Here is a 21268-nt window from a genome sequence, read left to right as displayed (position 1 = left end):
GGCAGGGCAATGTTTCAGAAGATCCTGATCGCAAACCGGGGCGAGATCGCTTGCCGTGTCATCACAACCGCTGCCCGCATGGGAATAAAGACCGTTGCCATCTACTCCGATGCCGACGTGCGGGCGAAGCATGTGGCGATGGCCGACGAGGCCGTGCGCATCGGTCCGGCGGCGGTTGCCGAAAGCTATCTCCAGGGCCAGAAGATCATCGAGGCGGCGCTTCATACCGGGGCGCAGGCCATCCATCCCGGCTACGGCTTCCTGTCGGAGAACCCCGATTTCGTCGAGGCAGTCGAGGCGGCAGGTCTCGTTTTCATCGGTCCTCCGGCCTCGGCGATCCGCGCCATGGGCCTGAAGGATGCGGCCAAGGCTCTGATGGCGGAAGCCGGCGTTCCGGTTGTTCCCGGTTATCACGGTGAACGTCCGGACCCAGACTTTCTTGCAGCGGAGGCGGGCAAGATCGGCTATCCGGTGTTGATCAAGGCGCGCGCCGGGGGCGGCGGCAAGGGCATGCGCCTTGTCGAGAAGCCCGCCGACTTCATGGACGCCCTGGCAGGCGCACGGCGGGAAGGGCAGGCCAGTTTTGGCGACCCGACCTGTCTGATCGAGAAATACATCACGCATCCCCGCCATATCGAGATCCAGGTCTTTGGTGATGGCCACGGCAATGTCATCCATCTCTTCGAACGAGACTGTTCGCTCCAGCGCCGCCACCAGAAGGTTATCGAGGAGGCCCCGGCGCCGGGCATGCCTGCAGCCGTTCGCGAGGCGATGGGCAAGGCCGCAGTCGAGGCCGCTAGAGCGATCGGCTATACGGGCGCGGGTACGGTGGAGTTCATCGTCGACGGATCCGGCCCGCTGCGGGAAGACGGCTTCTGGTTCATGGAGATGAACACAAGGCTTCAGGTGGAGCATCCCGTCTCCGAAGCCATTACAGGGTTTGATTTCGTCGAGCTGCAGCTCCGGATCGCTGCGGGTGAGCCGCTGCCGGTAAGGCAGGACGATCTGGCGATCGATGGCTGGGCCTTCGAAGCGCGGGTCTATGCCGAAGATGTGCCCAAAGGCTTCCTTCCCGCGACCGGCCGGCTCGAGCACCTGCATTTCTCGTCTGCAACCGCATTCGAAGCGGGTCCCGTTCGCATCGACGCCGGGGTGCGGCAAGGGGATGAAATCAGCCCATGGTATGACCCAATGATCGCCAAGGTCATTGTTCATGGACCCACGCGCTCGGCAGCGCTGAACATGCTTTCATCTGCGCTGGAGGAGTGCCGGATTGTCGGCTCGGTCACGAATGTCGAGTTCCTTGCGGTGCTCTCGCGACACGAAGGATTCCGCCGGGGCGAGGTCGACACCGGCCTCATCGCGCGCGACCTGTCGGAACTGATGCCTGTCTCGGAGCCATCACTCCAGGTTCTGGCACTGGCGGCACTCGGTGGCCTGAACCTGCTGCGTGCAGAGGAAGGTTCCGATCCATGGGATAGTCTCGTAGGCTGGCGACACTGGTCGGCTGCGCGGCAGTTCGTGCATCTGGAAAGCGGCGACAGGTGCATCGAGGCGCAGGTAACGAACCTTGGCCAGGGGCGGTTCACTGTCTCGGTCATGGGGGAGACCGTGATGTTGAACGTGATGGTTCTCGGCGGCCCCGCTGTCCGGGTGGAGACGGATGGCCACCAGTTCAATGCCGATATCGTGCGTGAAACCGATCGCGTCTCAGTGTTTGTCAGCGGGCGCAGTTTCTCGTTCGGCCTGGCTGATGCACTTTCGGATGTGGATGAGGAGCAGGCCGCAGGTGACACGATCACCGCACCCATGCCCGGACTTGTCAGGGCAGTTTACGGAAGGCCGGGTGCATCCGTCACCAAAGGCGAGGCGCTGCTTGTCCTTGAGGCGATGAAGATGGAACATACCCTGTTTGCACCGCGCGACGGAGTAGTCTCGGAAGTTCTGGCGGCAGAGGGCGACCAGGTCACGAACGGGACGTTGCTGCTGGCGCTGGAGCCGCAGGGTGAGTGAACACGTGACCATCTTTGAGGTGGCGCCGCGGGACGGGCTGCAGAACGAGCGGGCAATGATCGCGACGGCCGACAAGGTCCGGCTCGTGAACCTGTTGAGCGCATGCGGCTTCACCCGGATCGAGGTGACAAGCTTTGTCAGTCCGAAATGGGTGCCGCAGATGGCGGATGCGGCCGATGTTATGGCGAGCATCGAACGCAGAAAGGGCGTCTCCTATGCAGCCTTGACGCCCAACCTTTGCGGCTTCGAGGCGGCGCAGGCGGCCGGTGTCGACGAGGTTGCGATCTTCGCCTCGGCTTCCGAGGGCTTCAGCCGTGCCAACATCAACTGTTCGGTTGCAGAGAGCCTCGAGCGCTTCGGCCCCGTGGCTGAAGCTGCACGCGCGGCAGCGATACCGCTCCGCGGTTACGTATCCTGCGTTACGGATTGCCCTTTCGACGGTCCGATCGATCCGCAGAAGGTGGCGAAGGTCGCGGCGAAGCTGCTCGCAATGGGCTGCCATGAAATCAGTCTCGGGGATACGATCGGGGCGGGAACGCCGGATACGGTCGCTCGCATGCTCGATACGGTTCTGACTTCTGTCCCCGCCAATCGGCTGGCGGGGCACTATCATGACACCGGAGGACGAGCGCTCGACAATATCCGCATCAGTCTTGATCGCGGGCTTCGCACCTTCGATGCCTCGGCGGGCGGGCTCGGCGGATGCCCCTACGCCCCGGGTGCCAAGGGTAATGTTGCCACCGAGGCGGTGGTTGAACTGGTGGAGTCGCTGGGGTTCGGCACCGGTATCGATCGCAAACGCCTGGCCGAGGCATCAGCGTTTGCGCGCAAGTTGAGGACAGTGGGATGAGTTACAAAACGCTGGACGTGCGGGTTGACGACCGAGGCGTCGCCTATGTCGCCCTCAACCGGCCCGACAAGCGCAACATTTTGTCGGCGCAGATGATCGAGGATCTGACGCGGACGGCTGGTACCTTGGGTGCCGATCGAGCCGTCCGTGCCGTTGTCCTTTCCGGCGCCGGTGAAGTCTTCTGCGCGGGCGGTGACTTGACCTGGATGAAGGCGCAGATCGAGGCGGACCGGGCAACCCGCATACGGGAGGCGCGCAAGCTAGCACTCATGCTGAACGCGCTGAACACCTTGCCGAAGCCGCTGATCGGCCGCATCCATGGTGGGGCGTTCGGGGGCGGCGTGGGCCTGACCTGCGTCTGCGACGTGGCGATCGCGGAAACTGCCACGCGGTTCGGACTGACGGAGACGCGGCTTGGGCTGATCCCGGCCACCATAGGTCCCTATGTCGTGGCGCGGATGGGTGAGGGAAATGCGCGTCGCGTCTTCATGTCGGCCCGGCTTTTCGACGCTGATGAAGCCGCGGTACTCGGCATCGTGGCCCGCGTCGTGCCGGACGTCGAGCTTGATGATGCCGTCGAAGCCGAAATCCAGCCCTATCTGCTCGTTGCTCCCGGTGCGGTGGCGGCCGCCAAGAAACTTGTGCGCAGCCTCGGGCCTCGCATCGACGAAACGGTGATCGACGATACCATACGGCGCCTGGCCGACGCCTGGGAAGGGCCGGAGGCGCGCGCAGGCATCATGGCGTTCCTGGAGAAGAAGGCGGCTCCGTGGGCTCCGGGTGGACACGACGTTTCGTAGCCGCGCCCTTTCCCGGCTGCGCTGCCGGCAGATGTGCCTAGAACTCGAAGTCCGGTAGGCTTTTGAAGGCTGATCTGAGGGCTTGCGACCATCCATCGGAAATTGCCCGAAAGCAAGGATCATCCTGTTCGATGCGTTTCTGATGCCCGACCTTGAAGCTGTCGGCGGGGTAGCAGAGAAGGTCGAGGGGCAGGCCGACGGAAAGGTTGGATTTCACCGTCGAATCGAAGGAGACAAGAAGCAGTTTGGCCGTTTCCTCAAAGCTCAGGTCCATCTCATGAGCGCGAATGAGGATAGGCTTGCCGTATTTCGTCTCGCCGATCTGGAAGAACGGAGTGTCGGGCCCGGCTTCTATGAAATTGCCTTCCGGATAGATGAGAAAGAGGCGCGGCTCACCGCCGCGGATCTGGCCGCCGAGAATGAAGCTTGCGCCGAATGCGTCGGCGCTTTGGCCACCGGTTGCAGCCTGGCGGATCACCTCTTTCAGCGTATCGCCAACGAGGCGGGCTGTCTGGAACATGGACGGCGTGGCAAGAATGGAAGGAGTGCGTTCTTCCGGCGCCTTGCTACGTTCGTCGAGGAGGCTTGCAACTGCCTGGGTGGTAGCGAGGTTGCCCGCCGATAGCAGCACGATGACGCGTTCGTCCGGTCGCTCCCAGACCTTCATCTTTCGGAAGGTCGAGATATTGTCGACACCCGCATTGGTGCGGGTATCGGACATGAAAACAAGTCCGCTGCCTATCTTTAGTCCCACGCAATATGTCATCAGGCTGGCCTTCCTGGCGGCGAGAGTGACTCGCCTTTGGGACGATTACTGCTCGACCGTGAGCCGAACCGCAAGATGTTCTTCAGCCTCGCCCAGTCTGATCCCCATCACCGGCATTGCATCCCGATAGTCGCGGCCACAGGCGATGCGAACATACCGCTCATCCGGCGATATGCCGTTGGAGCAGTCAAACCCGATCCAGCCCAGGCCTTCCACATGCGCCTCAGCCCATGCATGGGTGGCCGTCTGTGCGTCGATCGCGTCGAGGTTCAGGTAGCCGCTGACATACCGAGCAGGGAATCCAAGGAGCCTCGCTGCTGCAATGAAGACGTGGGAATGGTCCTGGCAGACGCCCTGACCCTTGGCGAGTGCTTCTTCGGCCGTGGTCACCGCGTCAGTAGCTCCGATCGTATAAGCAACCCGCTCCCCCACCAGTCGCATCAGTTCGTGAAGCCGCTCAAGATCGCTAGCGGCCGGGACAAGAGCCACGACCGCCTCCGTTGCTGGCCCCGGCCGGGAGAGGGCCGTCGGTTGCCTGAACAACCAAAGCGGCGCCAGTCCACGATGAACGCCAAGTATGCCGTGATTGTCGATCGTCTCTACGGTGCCCGAGGCATGGATCGCGATCCGGTGTGGTTCTCCGTCGACACTCAGGAGCCAAGTCGTGTTGCCGAAAGAATCGTCGTAGGTGACCTCTACCTTGGCGCCGTCGATGGAAATATTCCAGTCGATCACGGTCTGCAGCGCAGAGGATCGCGGCACCAACCGAAGGCGCTGAAGCGAATAGGTCAGCGGCGCGTCGTAGTGGTACTCGGTGCTGTGGGCGATCCTGAGCAGCATGGCGGGCCTCAGTGAAAGCGGTAATCGGTCATGATTTGGTCGCCCAGTCTCGCATTGGCCCTGATGAAGTCTGACAGGAACTCGTGGAGCCCAGTCTCGAAGATATCCGCGATCGAAAGCCCCCGCAGCTTCTTCGACTGCGCCTGTGCAATATCATGGCAAGGATGCCGCACGTCGTACTCGTCCGCGAGAAAGCCAAGCGCGTCGTTGATGCCGAGATAGCAGTATGCCAGCGATCGCGGCAGTCGACGGTTCAAAATCAGATAGTCGGCGATATTCGCAGCCGTGTAGTCGCCGTAGCTCCAGCGGAAGGAACGCTGTGCGGAGACGGACCGCAGGATCGCGTGCCATTGGTGATTGTCCAGTGACGTCCCGACCCAATGGACCGAGGGAAGCAGGACGTAGTATTTCACATCAAGGATGCGGGCCGTGTTGTCAGCCCTTTCGATCATCGTTCCAAGCCTAGCAAAGTCGAAGATGTCATTGCGCAGCATCGTGCCTTGAAACGACCCCCGGATAAGCGCCGTTTCGCGCTTGATGATCTCCAGTACCTGCGGCAGTTCACGCTCGTCGACCGGATGCCTCAGCAGGCGACGAAGCGCCATCCACGCTTCATTGACACTCTCCCAGACCTCGCGGGTAAGTGCGGTGCGTACCATTCGTCCGTTCTGCCGGGCGTTTTCCATGCAGGTCATGACGCTGGAGGGATTTCTCGGGTCGCGCAACAGGAAGTCGATGACCGCATCGGCGTCATAAGATCCGACGCTCTCATCGAATGCCTGGCTTACGCCTGCGCTGCGCATCACCGACATCCATTCATCGGCGGCGGCAGAGGTCTGCGTCAAGGCGAGCCTGAGGCCGGTGTCGATCAGGCGGGCCATGTTCTCGGCCCGCTCTATATAGCGGCTCATCCAGTAGAGACCATTTGCGGTGCGCCCCAGCAGCATGGTCAGCCCCGTCGCATCGTCTTGCGAAAGCTAGTCATCAAGCACCCATGTGTCCTTGGTTCCTCCTCCCTGAGAAGAGTTGACCACGAGCGACCCCTCCTTGAGGGCCACTCGGGTGAGCCCGCCAGGCACGATCTTGATCTGGTCCGACACCAGCACGAAGGGCCGCAGGTCGACGTGGCGCGGTGCCAATCCCCTTTCAGTCAGCACAGGACAGGTCGACAGGGCCAATGTTGGCTGGGCGATGTAATTGGACGGGAAGGCTCTCAACTTGGCGGCAAAGACCTCTCGCTCCTCCTTCGAGGCGGCGGGGCCGACCAGCATTCCGTAGCCGCCCGATCCATGCACCTCCTTGACCACGAGTTCCTCGAGATTGTCGAGGACGTAGGAGAGGCTCTCGGGGTCCGCACAGCGCCATGTCGGGACGTTGCGAAGAATGGCCTTGCGGCCGGTATAGAACTCGACGATTTCAGGCATGTAGGAATAAATTGCCTTGTCGTCTGCAATGCTGGTGCCGGGGGCATTGGCGATCGCCACGTTGCCGGCACGGAAGACATCCATGATGCCGGGAACGCCGAGGATCGAATCCGGCTTGAACGTCAGCGGGTCCAGGTAGTCATCATCGAGCCGACGGTAGAGCACGTCGATCGTCTTGTATCCCTGGGTGGTCCGCATGGCGACGCGGCCGTCGACCACACGCAGATCCTGCCCCTCCACGAGTTCGACGCCCATCTGGTCGGCCAGGAAGGCATGCTCGAAATAGGCAGAATTGAAGCTGCCGGGTGTCAGCACCGCAAGCGTCGGGCTGCCCTTGCACCCGTCGGGCCTGGCGGCGGCAAGTGAATCCCGCAGGAGCTGCGGGTAGTTTTCCACGGGCAACACCCTGATTTTCTGGAACAGCTCGGGAAAGAGCTGCATCATCGTCTCCCGATTTTCCAGCATGTAGGAGACGCCCGAAGGGGTGCGCGCATTGTCCTCGAGCACGTAGAATTCGTCTTCGCCGGTACGGACGATGTCCACCCCGATGATGTGGGTGTAGACGCCGCCCGGCGGTCGCACGCCAATCATTTCCGGCACGAAGGCCTTGTTCCTGGCGATCAGATCGGTCGGGATGCGGCCGGCTTTCAGTATTTCTTGCCGGTGGTAGATGTCGTACAGGAATGCGTTGAGCGCGCGAACCCTCTGCTCAATGCCTTGCACCAGATGCCGCCACTCCTTGCCGGACAGGATACGTGGCACGATGTCGAATGGGATCAGCCTTTCCGCGGCTTCGGGATCACCATAAACGGCAAAGGTGATGCCAGTGCGTCGGAAGACTTTCTCGGCATCCTCTGACTTTATCCTCAGTCGTTCGGAATCCTGTCGCTCGAACCAACTGGCATAGGCGTTGTAAGGTGGCCTGATCTGGTTGCCCAGACGCATCTCGTCGAATGTATCCACGAAGTACCCCCTGGGAGTATTTGTCGCGACCTGATCGATATTTGCAAGTAGAATTTCTGATCTTTATTTCTTGATGAAGTAATGGGCGGGCTGCCTCGGTTATGTGCGCGACGTGATCAAGGGAGAGGCAGGTGTCGGTCCGCCAGACTCGCCCGCGACGGCGGCTTCTCAAATGCCATCGGCGAATGGCTAATATGATAGCCACCCGCTTAAGTCCTACCTCCCGCCTTGCTCCGCAGCAGAGTTCGACCGAGGGTGGACGGCTCCGGCAGCCGGTCTGCTTCGAGCGACGCAAAAAGCCAATCGATGAAGACGCGGACGATGGGGGCGGCGCGCATTTCGTGGCGGCAGGCAACATAGAATGCGTCGTTCGCGGGCACGCTGAGATCGAAGGGGACCAGGAGTTCGCCTTCTGCGATGAGTTTTGCCGCGGTTATCGTATCGCCCAGCGCGACACCCTGTCCCTGGAGCGCTGCCTCAGTGGAGAAGCGTGCATCGCCCATGAAATGCTGTCGGCGTCGGGGAATGTCCGCACCGTCGGCCGCAGCCAGCCACGTGTTCCATTCCCGGCCGTCGGTATCTCCATGCAGAAGAACATGGTCTTCCAGGTCTCTCATCGACCGCAGCGGCCGGCTGTTGAGCAGGGTGGGGCTGGCCACGGGAAAGAGCTGCAGATTGCTCCAGAGCCGTGTCCAGGCATCCGGCCAATTGCCGTCGCCGTATAGGACGCAGACATCCACATCCGATGAATGGAGGTCGCGGGGGTCATTGGATGCCGCAAGCTTCAGGGTCAGGTCGGGATACTGGTCCGTAAACGAAGACAGCCGTGGGACGATCCAGAACGACAGGAGAGCCGGGACGCAGGTGATGGAGAGGCTTCCTCTCGTCGCCGGCCGCTGCATCTGGGCAGTTGCCGCGGCAATCCCGCTGAAGGCCTGGGTGACGGCCGGCAACAGGAGGGCGCCGGCGGCCGTGAGCTTCATGCGCTTCCCGCCGCGTTCGAAGAGAGCGGTGTCCAGCGACTCCTCCAGCGCTTTCAGCTGATGGCTCACTGCGCCATGGGTCACCCGCAGTTCCCGGGCGGCAGCCGATACCGAGCCGAGGCGCGCCGTTGCCTCGAAGGCGCGAAGCGGGTTGAGCGGCGGCAGACGGCCGTTCATCTTTGTCTCCTGTGTGTGAATTTTTCTCACATCTTCTGCTAGAACATTGTCAATTGCATTTCCAGCTACTCTTTGCCGATAATGATGAAAACAGAGGCGACACGTTCGCTGGAACCAAAAATAGGCACATGGGGAGCGGTCGGATCTATGGCCCTGAACGACGAAAAGCTGAAGGAACTGCGCGAGAAATACGGCAGCGGGCACGGGGGCGATCTCTATGACCCCGACTTCCGCAGGGTCGCGCAAAAGATCTTCTCGAAGAGCGGGAGCAGGATCGCCCCATATGCCGGCGTCCCGACCTTTCTTTCTGCTCCATTCATGCAGGTGGATGCGGAAAATCCCGAATTCGGTGATCTGCAGGTTGCCATCACCGGCGTGCCGATGGATCTGGGCGTAACGAACCGGCCCGGATCGCGTTTCGGGCCGCGCGCCTTGCGGGCGATCGAGCGGATTGGCCCATATAATCACGTGCTGAAGACGGCGCCGGTCTTCGATCTTCGCGTTGCAGATATTGGCGACGTGCCGCTGCGCAGCCGCTACGACCTCGAAATGTGCCACCAGGACATCGAGAAGCGCTTCACCCAGATCGTCGACGCAGGCGTGGTGCCGCTTGCGGTTGGCGGCGATCACTCCATCAGCCAGTCCATCCTGAAGGCGGTGGGTCGACGCGCGCCGGTGGGAATGATCCATATCGACGCTCATTGCGACACGAGCGGCCCCTTCGACCACAGCAAGTTCCATCATGCGGGCCCGTTTAGAAACGCGGTGCTGGACGGGATGCTGGATCCTACTCGGACGATCCAGATCGGCATTCGTGGTGCAGCGGAATATATCTGGGAGTTTTCCTACGCATCCGGCATGACGGTCATTCATGCGGAGGAGGTCTCCGTCCTGGGGATTGCGGCGATCATCGAGAAGGCAAGAGCCGTGGTCGGCGACGGCCCGACCTATCTGTCCTTCGATATCGACAGCCTCGATCCGGGGTTTGCTCCGGGAACCGGTACCCCCGAGATCGGCGGCCTGACGACGCGTGAAGTCCTGGAACTCATTCGCGGCCTGAAGGGGCTGAACCTTGTCGGGGGCGACGTGGTGGAGGTCGCGCCGCAGTATGATCCGACCAGCAACACGGCCCAGGCCGGCGCGCAGATGCTGTTTGAAATTCTCAGCCTGATGGTGTTCAGCCCTTCCGTGACGGGCAAGCCCTGACGTAGACTGAAGACAAGAGTGGGAACTGGCTGCGCAGGCACAGAACCTGCCGGCAAACAAAGGAGAAAGACATGGGTAAGATCTTCAACATGCAGCCGACCCGCCGCGCGGTACTTGGCGCCGGCCTGGCAGGTGCGTCGATGCTGGCAATGCCGTCCATCCTGCGCGCTCAGGACCGTTCCCTGAAGGTCGGCGTCTACGGGGGCTACTTCAAGGACTCGTTCGACAAGAACATTTTTCCGGAGTTCACCAAGGCTACCGGCATTGCGATAGAATCCATTGCCGAGCCGACGGGCGAGGCCTGGCTGGTGCAGCTGGAGCAGGCGGCGCGCGCTGGCCAGGCGCCGGCGGACGTCTCGATGATGTCGCAGGTGGCGCTGCTGAAGGGGCAATCGACCGAGCTCTGGGCTCCGCTCGACATGGCGAAGATCGAGAACGCTTCCGGCCTGATCGACACCTTCATCAACAAGTACCCTGATGGTCGCGTCGCCAGCATCGGTGCCGTGTCCTGGTATATCACGCTCGTGACCAATACCGACGTCTATCCCGAAGCGCCCACTTCCTGGGCTGCCCTGTGGGATCCGGCAAACGCCGACAAGCTCGGCCTGCTCGCGCTCGTCTCCAATTCCTTCCTGCTCGAGGTGACGGCGAAGACGCATCTCGGCGGCACCGATATCCTCGCAACCGAGGAAGGGATCCTCCAGGCCTTCGAGAAGCTGGTAGAGGTGAAGCCGAATGTACGGCTGTGGTATCGCGACGAGGCGCAGTTCGAGCAGTCCCTGAAATCGGGCGAAATCCCGATGGGCCAGTACTACCACGACGTGACAGGACTTGCTGCTGCAGACGGCCATCCCGTGCGGTCGACCTTCCCGAAGGAGGGCGGTATCCTCGATTCGGGAAGCTGGGCTCTCTCGCGGGCCTCCGAGAAGGTCGAAGAGGCACACGTGTTCATCGACTACATGTGCCAGCCCGCTATCCAGGCGACGCTGTCGCGGAAGGTCGGCACGTCGCCGACGGTCAAGCGCGATCTCCTCGACCTGACCGCCGAGGAATTTGATGCGGTATCGTCCGACATCGATCCGATCATCCCGCGCTACGAGATGTACCAGCAGAAGTCCGACTTCCTGAACCAGAAGTGGACGGAGATGATTGCAGGCTGATCCTGCGACGGCCACTCTCCCCAAGGGGGGGGAGGGTGGCTTCCCTTCAAAGACAAGAGGCTTCTTGAAAGCCGAGCGTAGAGCAGATGTCCGGACTGACCCTTAGCCATGTGACGAAAGAGTTCGGCACGTTCAAAGCCGTGAACAACGTCAGCCTCTCGGTTCCGGACGGGACCTTCGTCTGCCTTCTCGGTCCTTCCGGATGCGGCAAGACCACGTTGATGCGGATGGTGGCTGGACTCGACCTTCCCACGGAAGGCTCGATCACCTTGGGCGGCGAAGACATCACGCGCGTCCCGACCCACAAGCGCAATCTCGGCATGGTCTTCCAGTCGCTCGCACTGTTCCCGCACCTGACAGTTGGTGAGAACATCGCCTACGCTCTGCGCATCCGCGGCGTTTCAAAGGACGAGCAGAAGAAGCGGGTCGACGAGCTTCTGTCGATGATCCATCTGCCTGGTTTTTCCGACCGCTCCGTCAACAAGCTCTCCGGCGGCCAGCGTCAGCGGATTGCAATCGCCCGCGCCCTGGCCATCTCACCAAAGCTCTTCCTGCTCGATGAGCCGCTATCCGCACTCGATGCGAAACTACGCGAGGCCATGCAGGTCGAACTGCGTCAGTTGCAGCAGCGTCTCGGCATCACCACGATCGTCGTGACGCATGACCAGCGCGAGGCGATGACCATGGCCGACACCGTCGTGGTCATGAACGGCGGTGAAATCCGCCAGGCAGCAGCGCCTGTCGACATCTATCGTCGGCCAGCCGATTCCTTCGTCGCCGACTTCATCGGCTCCACGAACCTCATTCCATTCACTACCGATGGCAAGGGAGAGGCATCCATCTTCGGTTCCTCCGTCGCAGGCCTCACGCTCGGCACCACGAGAAGCGGCACCATCTCCGTCCGGCCGGAGGATGTGCAGATCGTCCCGCCAGCGGAAAGCAGCCTGGCCGGTAAGGTCACCTTCGTCCGTGACCTCGGCGGGAGCGTAGAAACCTTCATCGAGGCGGGTGGGCAGCAGATTGTCGCCGTCTCCGCCCCCCGCTCGCGACCCGACGTTACCGTCGGTCAGACCGTCGGCCTGCGCTTCGATCCAGAGGCGAGCGTGGTGCTGGCGCGATGAGGCGGGAGGCACCGCAGCGCCTGGCCGACTACGGACCGCTCGTCTTTCCGGCGGGGATGCTGATCGTATTCTTCGTTATTCCCTTCGCCACCATGATCGCCGTCTCCTTCTTTGAACGGCAGCAGGGCGGCTTCTACGAACCGGCCTTCGTCCTCGACAACTATGGACGCTTCCTCAGCCTGTTCTTCGGCAAGGTCCTCGGTTTCTCGCTTTTCCTCGCGATGGCGGTTGCGGCCGCATGTGTCGCCATTGGCGTGCCCTTCACCTATCTTCTCTCCTCCGCTTCGAGGCGCGTGCAAATATGGTGGCTCGTGGTTCTCCTCTCGATCCTTTCCCTCTCGGAGGTGATGATCGGCTTTGCATGGTCGACGCTCCTGTCCCGTACGGCAGGGCTCACCAACCTGCTCGTCATGCTCGGCGCTATGGAAGCTCCGCAGGCGCTCACCCCAAGCTTCGGCGCGGTGATGACTGCGATGACCTACCAGGCGCTGCCCTATACCGTTCTCGTCCTCTACCCGGCTCTTGTGCGGCTTGATCCGACGCTCACGGAAGCTGCCCGGACCCTGGGAGCCTCGCCTGTCAGGGCCTTCTTCTCCGTCGTGGTGCCGGCGCTTCGCAACACCATCCTCGCGACATTGATCATGGTATTCATCTTCGCGCTCGGTTCCTACCTGCTGCCGCAACTGCTCGGCAGGCCGCAGCACTGGACGCTTTCGGTGCTCATCACCGACCAGGCGATCTACCAGTCGAACATGCCGTTTGCCGCGGCCATGGCAGTCTTTCTGGTGCTCGTCTCGCTCGCGCTGGTTGGTCTTGCCTTCTACGCCGGACGGCAAAAGGAGGCGGCGTGATGACTGCCCTGCGACGCTTCTTCTTCCTTGCTGTCGGCCTCTTTCTGGCACTGCCACTGATCGTTGTGGCGGGTGTCTCGATCAACGAGAAGCAGACCCTGGCCTTTCCGCCACAGGGATTTTCCCTCTCCTGGTATGGAGAGATCTTCACCAATGACGAGTGGAGAAGCGCGCTCCTCGCCTCCCTGACGCTCGCAGCCACCTCAGCAGCGCTGGCACTGCTCGTAGCGCTTCCACTCGCCTGGTTTCTGTGGCGCCGGGTGGCGCCGTGGGCCAACATCTTCCAGCTGCTCGGTGTTGCCCCATTCACGCTGCCGCCCGTCATAACCGCACTAGGTTTCCTGACCTTCTGGGCAACCAGCGGGTTCTACGGCCAGCCGTGGACCGCCGTCATCAGCCACGCAATCTTCTTCGTGACGCTGCCGCTCGTCACGCTGTCGCTCGGCTTTTCGGCGATCGACCGGTCCCTGGTCGAGGCCGCGGCGACCATGGGGGCAGACGACCGGACGATCTTCCGCACCGTCATCTTTCCCCTGATCCTGCCCTATATGGTGTCCGGCTATGCCTTCGCCTTCGTCCTGTCGCTCAACGAGTACATCGTCGCCTACATGACGGTTGGCTTCACTATGGAAACCCTGCCCATCAAGATCTTCAACGCCTTGCGCTACGGCTATACGCCCACCATGGCTTCGGTAACCGTCTTCTTCCTGGCGATCGCAGCGCTTGTGTTCGGTGCAATCGCCAGATTTGGCGACCTTCCGAAGCTGCTCGGTGCAATGACGAGTGACCGATGAAGATCGCCGGATACCAGATGCAGTCGATAACGGGCGACGTCGAAGCCAATCTCGACAAGATCGCCAAGGCCGCTGCACGCGCTGCAGAAGAGGGGGCGAGGCTGCTGATCACGCCGGAACTTGCGATCAACGGATATGGCGCCGCGGAGGCGCTTGTCAGAACCGCGGTATCGGCACAGTCACCAACGATAGCGCGCCTGTCAGAGATGGCAGCCCGCACCGGGCTCACGATCGTTGCAGGTTTTGCCGAGTCCGATGGTGATGCCATCTACAACAGCGCAGTGCTCACCGACGGCTCCGGGGAGTTCGCCGTCTATCGCAAGTCGCATCTTTACGGTCCGTATGAGCGGCGCTGGTTCTCCGTGGAAGAACCTCGCGCCATCCTGGCCGATGTCGACGGCACGCGCGTCGGCATGCTGATCTGCTACGACGTGGAGTTTCCGGAAAACGTTCGCCGGCTGGCGAAGGCGGGTGCCGATCTGGTGGTGGTACCGACGGCTCTTCCCATAGGCTGGTCGGGCAGCTTCATTGCCGAGCACATGATCCGAGTGAGGGCCTTCGAGAACCAGGTCTTCGTCGCCTATATCAACCACTGCGGTGCGGACCGGAATTTCGCCTATGCGGGCCGATCCCGTATCGCAGCGCCTGATGGCAGCCTTCTGGCGGAGGCGCCTGCGGATGACGAGGCGCTATTCTTTGCCGAAATCGTTGCCTCCGCGTTCGACCAGTCGCGCGCAGAGAATACCTATCTGAGGGATCTGCGCTAGTTGCTGCCGGCGAGAGATCCGCAGTAGTATCTGACTAGCTGATCATCAGGGGCTGAGAGAGCGTCGGTCGACCTGTCTCGCAACCCTTGCTGCAAGACTTGCCCCTCCAAATTGATATCAATCAACAATCAGCGCACCTGCTCGATTAGTCTCGGCATGTGCAACAATTTCATGGGCGCAGCAGGAGAGCATGGCCGAAAGTGACCGCGCGCGAATATCGAGGGTGATGAGCCGCTGCTTCTCCGGCCTTCACATATCGGACCGATGATCAGGCTTCTCGGAAACAGGCTGATTGAAGTGCTGAAGGCGGTCATGCCGCTCTTCGCTGTCGTATTCCTGCTGCAGGTGACGATCGTCCACGCACCGATTGCGCTTTTCGTGCAGTTCCTGGTCGGCTCGGCGCTCGCCACTGCCGGGATGTTGCTGCTGTTCCTGGGCATCGACCTGGGTGTTCTGCCAATGGGGCGTTTCATTGGCGCGGAACTTCCGAAAAGGGGGTCCATCCTCCTCATCGTCTGCGTCGGGTTTGCTACCGGCTTTGCAACCACCGTTGCCGAGCCCGACGTCCTGGTCCTTGCCAGCCAGATCGGGCTGGCTTCCGAGGGGACGGTCTCACGTCAGACGGTTATTCATGTCGTCGGACTGGGGGTGGCAGTCCTGACGGCGGTGGCGATGGCCAGGGTGGTGCTGGGCTGGTCAATCAGGCAACTCGTTACCATTGCTTACCTGCTCATGCTGCTCCTCGCCTTCCTTGCACCTGCGGACTTCGTGCCGATGGCGTTTGATGCCGGGAGCGTAACCACAGGAGTCCTGACAGCGCCGGTGGTGCTCGCGCTGGCGATCGGCCTCAGCTCGGTTCTTGCAGGACGTTCCGCCGTGACAGATGGCTTCGGCCTACTCGGGCTCGCGTCCACGGGTGCGATCCTGGCAGTTTTGGCGATGGGGTTGGTCTGGTGATGCTGGAAGCGCTCCTTAACGACGTAGGACCCACTGCTTCGAGCGTCGCCATGGCGATTGTCCCGCTGGTGATCATGTTTCTTCTTGCGCAGGTCTTCATGCTGAAACTCCCCGGGCGGGCGGTGAAGGATATCCTGCTTGGAACGGCACTTGCCGCCTGCGGACTGTTTCTGTTTCTCCTCGGCGTGGGCATTGGGTTCCTGCCATTCGGCCGCGCGATCGGGGAAGCTGTCGGCGCGACGCAGCAGCCCTGGCTTCTCATCGGGGCTGGCCTTTTCCTGGGCTTCGTCACGACCTGGGGAGAGCCGGCAGTGCGGATTCTGGCTGATCAGGTGGAGGAGGCATCAAACGGTTCCATACCGGCTCTCCTCGTCCTGAATGCCATCTGCGTGGGCGTTGCGGTCTGGGCGGGCCTTGGCATGCTGCGCATCGGATACGGTATTCCACTGCTCTACCTACTCGTTCCAGGCTATGGTCTCGCAATCCTCATGCTCTGGATCAGCGACAAGGACTTCGTGGCCATTGCCATAGATGCGGGGGGCGTTGCCACAGGACCGCTCGCCAACACGTTCCTCCTAGCACTTGCCCTTGGCGCCTCGGCGGCCGTGGAGGGCCAGAATCCGGTGGTGGACGGCCTGGGCTTCGTTGCGCTGGTCGCTTTGGCACCTATCATTTCAGTGATGGCGCTCGGACTTCTGATGGGCAGAAAAAGAAGAACTGAGGAGTAAGCAGATGTTGGATCCGTATCTGATCGTGAGCATCGTCCGCAAGGGATGGGGTGACACGGTGCTGGAGGCGACGATGAACGCCGGTGCTCACGGGGGTACGGTGCTGATGGGGCGAGGGATCGGACGAAACGAGCAGCAGCGCGTATTCGGCATCCAGATCGAGCCTGAGAAAGAAATCGTCCTGACCCTTGTACCCGCCCATCAACGGGAGGTCGTGCTTCGGGAGGCGGAGCGCGCGGGAGAGCTCAATGCTCCCGGTAAAGGGTTGGCGTTCGTGTTGCCGCTCGAGAAGGTCGTCGGCGTCGTGCACCTCGTGAACGAGCTGCCGTGACATTTGACTGCAAGCTGCTCCGGAGGACCGCATCATGCGCGCGATGGTATTGCACGAAATTGGGCAGCCGCTGGTGCTTCTGGAACGGCAAGACCCGCTGCCGGGAGCAGGCGAGATTCTCGTCCGGGTCGAGGCCTGTGCCGTCTGTCGCACTGATCTCCATGTCGTGGACGGCGACTTGTCCAGTCCGAAGTTGCCGCTCGTTCCGGGACATGAAATCGTGGGTCGCGTCGAGGCGGTCGGTGAGGGTGTTTCCCAAGAAAGGATCGGCCGTCGTGTCGGGATACCCTGGCTTGGCCACACCTGCGGACACTGCAGTTATTGCACGAACGGGCAGGAAAACCTCTGCGACGAGCCGCTGTTCACCGGCTATACCCGCGACGGAGGCTTCGCTACCCATGTGGTCGCCGATCGCGAATATGCATTGGAGCTTCCCGAGGATGGGGATCCGGTGTCCCTCGCGCCGCTTCTCTGTGCGGGCCTCATCGGCTGGCGATCGCTGAAGAAGGCCGGTGACGGGAGGCGGATTGGCCTCTACGGGTTCGGAGCAGCCGCGCATATCATCGCCCAGATCTGCCGTTGGCAGGGACGCGAGGTCTTCGCCTTCAGCAAGCCAGGCGACATGCAGGCGCAAGATTTTGCCAGAAGCCTCGGCGTCAGCTGGGCCGGTGCTTCCGGCGACAAGCCACCCGAGCTCCTTGATGCCGCAATCCTGTTCGCGCCCGTTGGGGACCTGGTGCCCGAGGCCCTGAAGGTGGTGAGGAAGGGCGGCCGTGTCGTTTGTGGGGGGATCCACATGAGCGACATTCCAAGCATGCCCTATTCGCTTCTTTGGGGGGAGCGAAGCATCTGCTCCGTCGCGAACCTTACCCGAAAGGATGCGGAGGAATTCTTCCCGATCGCCCTGGCGGCAGGAGTGAGAACCCACACTGTGCCTTACCCTCTGACCGAGGTGAACGCCGCGCTGGAAGACCTGCGCTCGGGCAGGCTGTCCGGTGCGGCGGTGCTGGTGCCCTGAGCAGGAGCCGCGCCCTCATCGTGAAGTGCGCACGCCAGTGCGCACCTCGTAACCGACCTGCCTCAGGCGGCCGCCGAGCGGCGTCCTTCCGCCTCTGCGACCTTCTTCTTCACGGCCACGAAGCTATCCGGGCTGACGGAGATGCTGTCGATGCCGCAGTCCACCAGGAACTTCGCGAATTCCGGATGGTCGCTCGGTGCCTGACCGCAGATGCCGATCTTGGCGCCAGCTTTTCCGGCCTCGGTGATGACGCTGCGGATCATCCACTTCACCGCCTCGTCCTGTTCGTCGAACAGGTCGGCAAGCTCGCCGGAGTCCCTGTCTACCCCCAGGGTGAGCTGGGTGAGGTCGTTCGAACCGATCGAGAAGCCGTCGAAGTGCTGCGCGAACTGCTTTGCGAGGATGACATTAGAGGGGATTTCGCACATCACGTAGACCTGCAGCCCATCCTCGCCACGCTTCAACCCGTTCTCCGCCATCACCTCCAGCACCTTCTCCGCTTCCGAAACGGAGCGGCAGAAGGGGATCATCACGACGACATTCTTGAAGCCGAGTTCGCTGCGGAGCCTACGGATTGCCCGGCACTCCAGTGCGAAGCCCTCGCGATAGCGGGGCGAGTAGTAGCGCGATGCACCCCGGAAGCCGATCATCGGATTTTCCTCATTCGGCTCGAATTCCGCGCCACCGACAAGGCCTGCATATTCGTTGGTCTTGAAGTCGCTCATCCTGACGATCACCGGCTTCGGGTAGAGCGCCGCTGCGATTCGAGCCAGACCTTCGGACAACTGGTCGACGAAATACTCCGACTTGTCGTCGTAGGCGGCGGTCAGCGCGGCGATTTCCTCTTTGGCGGCCTCATCCTTGAGGCGATCGAAATGGACAAGCGCCATGGGATGGATGCGGATGGCGTTGCTGATGACGAACTCCATGCGCGCAAGGCCTACTCCGTCAGCCGGCAACTTCCACCAGCGGAAGGCAGCCCCGGGATTGGCGAGGTTCAGCATGACCTTCGTCTCTGTCGTCGGAACGTCGTCCATGTTGAGCGTTTCGATGTCGTATTCGGCACTGCCTTCGTAGATCATCCCTTCGTCGCCTTCGGCACAGGAGACGGTAATCTGCTGGCCGGTGTGCAGGAGGCGCGTCGCGTCTCCGGTTCCCACAACAGCTGGAAGTCCAAGTTCGCGGCTCACGATGGCGGCGTGGGAGGTGCGTCCGCCGTGGTCTGTGACAATGGCTGCCGCACGCTTCATGATGGGCACCCAGTCGGGGTCGGTCGTGGAGGTAACGAGGATCGAACCGTCGACGAACTGGTCGATGTCCTTGGCCGTCTCGATCAGGCAGACTTGGCCACAGACGATGGCATCGCCGATGGAGAGGCCCCTGACAAGCTGCTTTCCCTTGCTCTTGATGTGATATGCCTTGAAGACCGCGGCTTCCCGGTTGGACTGTACGGTTTCTGGACGGGCCTGGACGATGTAGAGGCGCCCGGTCTCTCCGTCGCGGGCCCATTCCATGTCCATCGCGCAACCATAATGCTGCTCGATGGTAGCGGCCCAACGGGCAAGCGTCAGGATTTCCTCATCGGCGAGCACGAAGGCCTCCCGCTCCGCCCTGGACGTCGGCACGTTGCGCGTCGGCTGATCGGCGTTGCCGTAAATCATCTTGATGGCCTTTGCGCCCTTCTTCTTCGCGATGATCGGCGTTAGCGACGGCTGGTCGAGGAGCGGCTTGAAGACCTGATATTCATCCGGATCGACCGCGCCCTGCACGACGTTTTCGCCGAGACCCCAGGCAGCGTTGATGAGGACCACCTTGTCGAACCCCGTTTCCGTGTCGATCGAGAACATCACCCCGGATCCGCCGATGTCGGAACGGACCATCTGCTGGACGCCGATCGACAGGGCAACCTTCATGTGGTCGAAGCCCTTGGCCTGGCGATAGGAGATGGCGCGGTCGGTAAACAACGAGGCGAAGCAGCGTCGGCACGCGTCGAGCAGCGCCTTTTCGCCCGCGACATTGAGAAAGGTTTCCTGCTGTCCGGCAAAGCTTGCGTCGGGCAGGTCCTCGGCTGTCGCGCTCGATCGGACGGCAACACTGGCATCGGTACGACCTGCCCGTTCCGACAATTCGCGATAGGCGGCGATGATGGCGTCCGCAGTCTCCTTCGGCCAGTCGCCGCGCAGGAAGAGCTTGCGGACTGCCGCTCCTGTTTCCGCAAGGCTGGCTTTGCCCGTCGTCCAATCAGCAATCAGCGCGGCCATTGCGTCGCGGATGCCGTTCTCGTCGACGTAGTTCCAATAGGCGTCGGCGGTGGTGGCGAAACCGGCCGGAACATCCACGCCTCTCTGCGCGAGTGTCTGGATCATCTCGCCAAGGGACGAGTTCTTGCCCCCAACCTTGGCGACGTCGATCCTCCTGAGCTTCTCGAACCAGACCACGGGAGCTTCGGTAACGCTCATTGCTGACCTCCAGGAATTACGGTGCGGGCCGCGTGCGGCCACCTTCAATGAGGGAGACGCTAGTCTGAGGGCAGCCGCTTAACCTTGATCCGTGTCAAGATCGGGTCATCCTTCCTATCAAGGCCAGGCGGCGAAGTTCGTCTCCTGCGCCGTTCGTTTCATGGCAGCATCCTGACGGTGTGCTTTCGGAGAGTGTCCAGCCATCCGCTTGAAAAAACGACTGAAATAGGCGGGGTCCTTGAAGCCAAGCACGTTGGCTATCTCGGCGATCTGCATGGCGCTTCCGTCCAGAAGCATCGCCGCCTCCGCTACAAGCCTGGTGTGGACCAGTTCCATGGGCGTCCGCCGGGTTGCGCGGCGAACGGCGGTGTTAAGACGGTCCGCAGTCACACCCAACGTGTTCGCATATTCAGCAATCGTCCAGTGTTCACGCGCGTGAAGCTCGACAAGATGAACGAAGCCGCGAAGGATCATGCGTGGCGATGGCTGGGCCTGATCGGCGGAGGGCTTCGAGAGGCGCCAGACCTGCAGGAGCAGAAGGGCCAGATGGTGGCGGACAGCTTCTTGCGCGCCTGGCACATCCAGACGCAGTTCCTGATCGATGGCAGCGATCGTGGAAAGCAACTGTCTGGCGTCCGCAGTCGCCAGCCGTGCGCCGAGGATGGGGCGGGTGATTGCGTCGCGGACTTGCGAGAAGATGGCACCCACAGGCATGGCCGAGCCGAGAAGGACATCTGGAATGGCAAGTGTTCCCCCGTCAGCGCCGGCCTCGAACAGGATCGATCCATTTGCGTCGGCGGGTATCCAGACGATGGCAGGTCCGGCGACAGCCACGTCCTGCTCTGCGAATGTCAGTGAGCCGCTGCCGGCTTGAAGAACGAAGATGCGGCTCCGCCGGCCGCGGAAGGTCCATTCCATGCCAGCCAAGCCACCCTGGAAGAGACGAGCTTCGATGGGATCGGAAGGGGCCGCCGGCCCAGCCGCAAAGGATCCGGTAGATGCAGCTTTCAAATCAGGAGTCCCGCTTTCCGTGAAAAGTACCAGTATCTCCTGTGAAAGT

At 61.8% G+C, this 21268-nt stretch carries 20 protein-coding genes; 13 read left to right on the top strand and 7 right to left on the bottom strand.

Features of this window, described 5'->3' with window-relative positions; translation table 11 throughout:
- The first annotated feature begins 9 nt into the window (after positions 1 to 9).
- The 3 genes from FN060_RS06960 to FN060_RS06950 are packed head-to-tail and all read left to right on the top strand — an operon-like array spanning position 10 to position 3663.
- Positions 10 to 2013 carry an acetyl-CoA carboxylase biotin carboxylase subunit gene (locus FN060_RS06960; protein WP_142587449.1) on the top strand — a complete coding sequence of 668 codons (2004 nt, stop codon included), beginning with the start codon at positions 10 to 12 and terminating at the stop codon, positions 2011 to 2013.
- Complete coding sequence (locus FN060_RS06955) at positions 2006 to 2863, top strand: hydroxymethylglutaryl-CoA lyase (protein WP_142587448.1); 858 nt, start codon at positions 2006 to 2008, stop codon at positions 2861 to 2863. Before FN060_RS06960 ends, FN060_RS06955 begins: the two co-directional genes overlap by 8 nt.
- Positions 2860 to 3663, top strand: a complete 804-nt coding sequence (locus FN060_RS06950) for a crotonase/enoyl-CoA hydratase family protein (protein ID WP_142587447.1) — start codon at positions 2860 to 2862, stop codon at positions 3661 to 3663. Before FN060_RS06955 ends, FN060_RS06950 begins: the two co-directional genes overlap by 4 nt.
- Positions 3664 to 3700: 37 nt before the next feature.
- Here FN060_RS06950 and FN060_RS06945 read toward each other — a convergent pair whose 3' ends face one another.
- The 5 genes from FN060_RS06945 to FN060_RS06925 form a co-directional block, all read right to left on the bottom strand.
- On the bottom strand, positions 3701 to 4429 hold the full coding sequence (locus tag FN060_RS06945; protein WP_052639702.1) for a proteasome-type protease: 729 nt from the start codon (positions 4427 to 4429) through the stop codon (positions 3701 to 3703).
- Between the two features lie 45 nt (positions 4430 to 4474).
- A complete protein-coding gene (locus FN060_RS06940; RefSeq protein WP_142587446.1) occupies positions 4475 to 5269 on the bottom strand; it encodes a transglutaminase family protein in 795 nt (264 codons plus the stop codon).
- A gap of 8 nt (positions 5270 to 5277) precedes the next feature.
- Positions 5278 to 6216 carry an alpha-E domain-containing protein gene (locus tag FN060_RS06935; protein WP_142587445.1) on the bottom strand — a complete coding sequence of 313 codons (939 nt, stop codon included), beginning with the start codon at positions 6214 to 6216 and terminating at the stop codon, positions 5278 to 5280.
- Positions 6217 to 6246: 30 nt separating this feature from the next.
- Positions 6247 to 7656 (bottom strand): circularly permuted type 2 ATP-grasp protein, encoded by a 1410-nt coding sequence (locus FN060_RS06930; protein ID WP_244665708.1) that lies wholly within the window; start codon positions 7654 to 7656, stop codon positions 6247 to 6249.
- A 209-nt stretch (positions 7657 to 7865) separates the two neighbouring features.
- A complete protein-coding gene (locus FN060_RS06925) occupies positions 7866 to 8816 on the bottom strand; it encodes a LysR substrate-binding domain-containing protein (protein WP_142587444.1) in 951 nt (316 codons plus the stop codon).
- Positions 8817 to 8963: 147 nt separating this feature from the next.
- Here FN060_RS06925 and speB point away from each other — a divergent pair, with 147 nt between their 5' ends.
- The 10 genes from speB (at position 8964) to FN060_RS06875 (ending at position 17749) form a co-directional block, all read left to right on the top strand.
- Positions 8964 to 10022: an agmatinase gene (gene speB, locus FN060_RS06920; RefSeq protein ID WP_142587443.1), complete on the top strand. Its 1059-nt coding sequence runs from the start codon at positions 8964 to 8966 to the stop codon at positions 10020 to 10022.
- A 71-nt stretch (positions 10023 to 10093) separates the two neighbouring features.
- The gene (locus tag FN060_RS06915) at positions 10094 to 11182 is read left to right on the top strand and encodes an ABC transporter substrate-binding protein (protein ID WP_183950005.1); all 1089 of its coding nucleotides are present in this window, start codon (positions 10094 to 10096) and stop codon (positions 11180 to 11182) included.
- A gap of 86 nt (positions 11183 to 11268) precedes the next feature.
- The gene (locus FN060_RS06910) at positions 11269 to 12303 is read left to right on the top strand and encodes an ABC transporter ATP-binding protein (protein ID WP_142587442.1); all 1035 of its coding nucleotides are present in this window, start codon (positions 11269 to 11271) and stop codon (positions 12301 to 12303) included.
- Positions 12300 to 13154, top strand: coding sequence for an ABC transporter permease (locus FN060_RS06905; protein WP_142587441.1), 855 nt, complete (start codon positions 12300 to 12302; stop codon positions 13152 to 13154). Before FN060_RS06910 ends, FN060_RS06905 begins: the two co-directional genes overlap by 4 nt.
- On the top strand, positions 13154 to 13948 hold the full coding sequence (locus FN060_RS06900) for an ABC transporter permease (protein ID WP_210310795.1): 795 nt from the start codon (positions 13154 to 13156) through the stop codon (positions 13946 to 13948). The genes FN060_RS06905 and FN060_RS06900 overlap by 1 nt, the downstream gene beginning before the upstream one ends.
- Positions 13945 to 14715 (top strand): carbon-nitrogen hydrolase family protein, encoded by a 771-nt coding sequence (locus FN060_RS06895; RefSeq protein WP_142587439.1) that lies wholly within the window; start codon positions 13945 to 13947, stop codon positions 14713 to 14715. The genes FN060_RS06900 and FN060_RS06895 overlap by 4 nt, the downstream gene beginning before the upstream one ends.
- Before the next feature lie 264 nt (positions 14716 to 14979).
- The gene (locus FN060_RS06890; RefSeq protein WP_142587438.1) at positions 14980 to 15672 is read left to right on the top strand and encodes a DUF1538 domain-containing protein; all 693 of its coding nucleotides are present in this window, start codon (positions 14980 to 14982) and stop codon (positions 15670 to 15672) included.
- On the top strand, positions 15672 to 16400 hold the full coding sequence (locus FN060_RS06885; protein WP_142587437.1) for a DUF1538 domain-containing protein: 729 nt from the start codon (positions 15672 to 15674) through the stop codon (positions 16398 to 16400). The genes FN060_RS06890 and FN060_RS06885 overlap by 1 nt, the downstream gene beginning before the upstream one ends.
- Positions 16401 to 16404: 4 nt before the next feature.
- A complete protein-coding gene (locus FN060_RS06880; RefSeq protein ID WP_142587436.1) occupies positions 16405 to 16731 on the top strand; it encodes a P-II family nitrogen regulator in 327 nt (108 codons plus the stop codon).
- Positions 16732 to 16765: 34 nt separating this feature from the next.
- On the top strand, positions 16766 to 17749 hold the full coding sequence (locus tag FN060_RS06875; RefSeq protein WP_142587435.1) for a zinc-dependent alcohol dehydrogenase family protein: 984 nt from the start codon (positions 16766 to 16768) through the stop codon (positions 17747 to 17749).
- 62 nt (positions 17750 to 17811) lie between these two features.
- On the opposite strand, the gene ppsA is transcribed toward FN060_RS06875, so the two are convergent.
- Positions 17812 to 20208 carry a phosphoenolpyruvate synthase gene (ppsA, locus tag FN060_RS06870; RefSeq protein WP_142587434.1) on the bottom strand — a complete coding sequence of 799 codons (2397 nt, stop codon included), beginning with the start codon at positions 20206 to 20208 and terminating at the stop codon, positions 17812 to 17814.
- A gap of 117 nt (positions 20209 to 20325) precedes the next feature.
- Positions 20326 to 21219 (bottom strand): helix-turn-helix domain-containing protein, encoded by an 894-nt coding sequence (locus tag FN060_RS06865; RefSeq protein ID WP_142587433.1) that lies wholly within the window; start codon positions 21217 to 21219, stop codon positions 20326 to 20328.
- Positions 21220 to 21268: the final 49 nt, after the last annotated feature.

The organism is Pseudorhizobium halotolerans (genome assembly GCF_902153235.2).
Taxonomy (GTDB): domain Bacteria; phylum Pseudomonadota; class Alphaproteobacteria; order Rhizobiales; family Rhizobiaceae; genus Neorhizobium; species Neorhizobium flavum.
This window is presented reverse-complemented; position numbering and strand designations above follow the sequence as displayed.

Excerpts from the sequence above, each read along its gene's own strand:
- FN060_RS06905 (WP_142587441.1), top strand. The coding sequence starts at position 12,300 with ATGAGGCGGGAGGCACCGCAGCGCCTGGCCGACTACGGACCGCTCGTC.
- FN060_RS06935 (WP_142587445.1), bottom strand. The coding sequence starts at position 6,216 with ATGCTGCTGGGGCGCACCGCAAATGGTCTCTACTGGATGAGCCGCTAT.
- ppsA (WP_142587434.1), bottom strand. The coding sequence starts at position 20,208 with ATGAGCGTTACCGAAGCTCCCGTGGTCTGGTTCGAGAAGCTCAGGAGG.
- FN060_RS06885 (WP_142587437.1), top strand. The coding sequence starts at position 15,672 with ATGCTGGAAGCGCTCCTTAACGACGTAGGACCCACTGCTTCGAGCGTC.
- FN060_RS06900 (WP_210310795.1), top strand. The coding sequence starts at position 13,154 with ATGACTGCCCTGCGACGCTTCTTCTTCCTTGCTGTCGGCCTCTTTCTG.
- FN060_RS06875 (WP_142587435.1), top strand. The coding sequence starts at position 16,766 with ATGCGCGCGATGGTATTGCACGAAATTGGGCAGCCGCTGGTGCTTCTG.
- speB (WP_142587443.1), top strand. The coding sequence starts at position 8,964 with ATGGCCCTGAACGACGAAAAGCTGAAGGAACTGCGCGAGAAATACGGC.
- FN060_RS06880 (WP_142587436.1), top strand. The coding sequence starts at position 16,405 with ATGTTGGATCCGTATCTGATCGTGAGCATCGTCCGCAAGGGATGGGGT.
- FN060_RS06950 (WP_142587447.1), top strand. The coding sequence starts at position 2,860 with ATGAGTTACAAAACGCTGGACGTGCGGGTTGACGACCGAGGCGTCGCC.
- FN060_RS06915 (WP_183950005.1), top strand. The coding sequence starts at position 10,094 with ATGGGTAAGATCTTCAACATGCAGCCGACCCGCCGCGCGGTACTTGGC.
- FN060_RS06945 (WP_052639702.1), bottom strand. The coding sequence starts at position 4,429 with ATGACATATTGCGTGGGACTAAAGATAGGCAGCGGACTTGTTTTCATG.
- FN060_RS06960 (WP_142587449.1), top strand. The coding sequence starts at position 10 with ATGTTTCAGAAGATCCTGATCGCAAACCGGGGCGAGATCGCTTGCCGT.
- FN060_RS06925 (WP_142587444.1), bottom strand. The coding sequence starts at position 8,816 with ATGAACGGCCGTCTGCCGCCGCTCAACCCGCTTCGCGCCTTCGAGGCA.
- FN060_RS06910 (WP_142587442.1), top strand. The coding sequence starts at position 11,269 with ATGTCCGGACTGACCCTTAGCCATGTGACGAAAGAGTTCGGCACGTTC.
- FN060_RS06895 (WP_142587439.1), top strand. The coding sequence starts at position 13,945 with ATGAAGATCGCCGGATACCAGATGCAGTCGATAACGGGCGACGTCGAA.
- FN060_RS06940 (WP_142587446.1), bottom strand. The coding sequence starts at position 5,269 with ATGCTGCTCAGGATCGCCCACAGCACCGAGTACCACTACGACGCGCCG.
- FN060_RS06890 (WP_142587438.1), top strand. The coding sequence starts at position 14,980 with ATGATCAGGCTTCTCGGAAACAGGCTGATTGAAGTGCTGAAGGCGGTC.